At 67.5% G+C, this 1,737-nt stretch carries 1 protein-coding gene and 2 pseudogenes; 2 read left to right on the top strand and 1 reads right to left on the bottom strand.

What is annotated here, in order from left to right; all coding sequences use genetic code 11:
- Positions 1 to 153, top strand: a pseudogene (locus tag WCE35_RS17910) (sulfurtransferase); the annotation flags it as partial.
- Between the two features lie 21 nt (positions 154 to 174).
- On the opposite strand, the gene WCE35_RS17905 reads toward WCE35_RS17910, so the two are convergent.
- Positions 175 to 885: a hypothetical protein gene (locus tag WCE35_RS17905; RefSeq protein ID WP_424594663.1), complete on the bottom strand. Its 711-nt coding sequence runs from the start codon at positions 883 to 885 to the stop codon at positions 175 to 177.
- Positions 886 to 1,309: 424 nt separating this feature from the next.
- On the opposite strand from WCE35_RS17905, the pseudogene WCE35_RS17900 reads away from it, so the two are divergent.
- A pseudogene (locus WCE35_RS17900) lies at positions 1,310 to 1,737 on the top strand (L,D-transpeptidase); the annotation flags it as partial.

The following is a 1,737-nucleotide window of genomic DNA, read 5'->3' as shown; positions in this document are numbered from 1 at the left end:
CCGATCGTGACCAGCTGCGGCTCCGGCGTCTCCGCGCTGGTGCTGACGTTGGCGCTGTATCGCCTCGGCGTGCGCGGCACCGCGCTCTATGACGGCTCCTGGGCCGAATGGGGTCTGCCCGACGGGCCGCCGGTGGCGACCGGTCCAGCCTGAGGCTCCGCGGCACGATGGCGATCAGCGGCCGATCAATTGCGCGAACGGATCGGTCGGCGGTTGAGCCGCCACCTGCAGCGGTTGCTGCTGATGTTGGAGCTGCTGCGCCAGCAGCGCGCGTTGCGCGATTCGCCGGCGTTCCCTGGCCCGCCGGGCGCGGATACGCTTTCGGATGGCATCGCGGTCCGGCTTCGCCTCGGCCGGCTTCGCGGAAGTTTCCTCCTCGATGGCCACGGCTTGACCACCCGGCGTCGCGATCCTGGCCGCGGCCATGCCGGTCTCCGGCGAAGGCGTTTCGTTCGCCTGGTCAGGCACCGCCCGGGCAACTTCCGTCGCCGCGGGCGCGTCCGCAAGCGCGGCGAGTGTCGTTTCCTCAACCGGCGCTGGGGCGGGGGTCTCGGCCTCAGCCGGTACGGCCCGCGCCGCGGGCATCGTTTCCGCAGGCAGCGGTTCCGGCCTGGCCACCTCGGGCGGCGCCGAATCTTCCAGCTTCAGCGCGGCGAGTTTTTCGGGCTCGGCCGGTGTTGTCGCGGCCGGTTCCGTGGCGTCCGGGGCCTGCGCAATCGGCGCAGATGCGGCGGCAACATCGTCGGGTGCCTCTTCGGCGATCGGAGGCTCGACGCGCAACAGCGCCAGCGTCGGTGCCGCCTCATGATAGTGCTGTGCGAACACCGGTCCGGGCGGCGCCCGCCGGGCTGGAATGCTGGCAAATTGCTCATGCGCGGCGCGCAACAGCGCCGCCGCACCGAGCCCGAACACCAGGACAGACATTGACAAGACGATCGCAGCGAACAGAAAACGAAAGCCGGGGAGCATGGGTGCGAGTTCCGCCTTGCCGAGGCCGGCAAGACCGTTGATGCCACTGGGAACGCGGTGAACCACATGATCGGTTGCCGTCGCGCGCGTGGCGAATCAGCCCGATTTCAGAATATCGCAACGCTACCGCACTGTTTGCTAACAAATTATATGGCTGAAGATGCCCGCGTCTTCGGTGCAGGCATTTTTTGAGCCATTGAGGTATCTTTGCCGCAGGTTTCACGCGTCATCACAAATGACCGATTCGGGCCGGATTTCGCGGATTTGTCTTGAATGTGCCGCTATCTTCCGTCATCTGGCCGTTAACGGTCCGGTGTGGCCTGGGGACTATACAAAAGCGATGATGATCAACCGCATTCTGATGATTTGTGCTGCCGTTGCCGCCGGCGCGGCGGGAACATCGTTTGCGCATGCGCAGCAGCAGGCCTATCCGGCACCTCCTGGCCCGGTCTATTCGACAGTCCCCGGACCTTATGCACCCGGCGGCTATGCGGTCGATGAACGCCGCGGCCCTGGCGCGCCCGATTTCGACGAAGAAGATGACGAGGCGCCGAACGCGCAGGGTGCGACCGCGCTGCCACCGCCCGGTCCGGTGCTGTCGCCAAACGATCCGCGCTATGGCCGCCCGATCGGCGCTCCCGTCTATTCCGACCGTGCCCCGACCGGCCCGATCCCGTCGCCTGACGATCCCCGCTACGGCCGTCCGGCCGGCCCGCCGCCGGTAATCTATGCCGACCGTCCGCCCGGTTCGGCGGCGCAGGCCTATCC

Source organism: Bradyrhizobium sp., assembly GCF_049691595.1.
Classification (GTDB): Bacteria; Pseudomonadota; Alphaproteobacteria; order Rhizobiales; family Xanthobacteraceae; genus Bradyrhizobium.
Note: the sequence above shows the minus strand (reverse complement) of the source record. Positions and strands in the feature narration are given on the sequence as shown.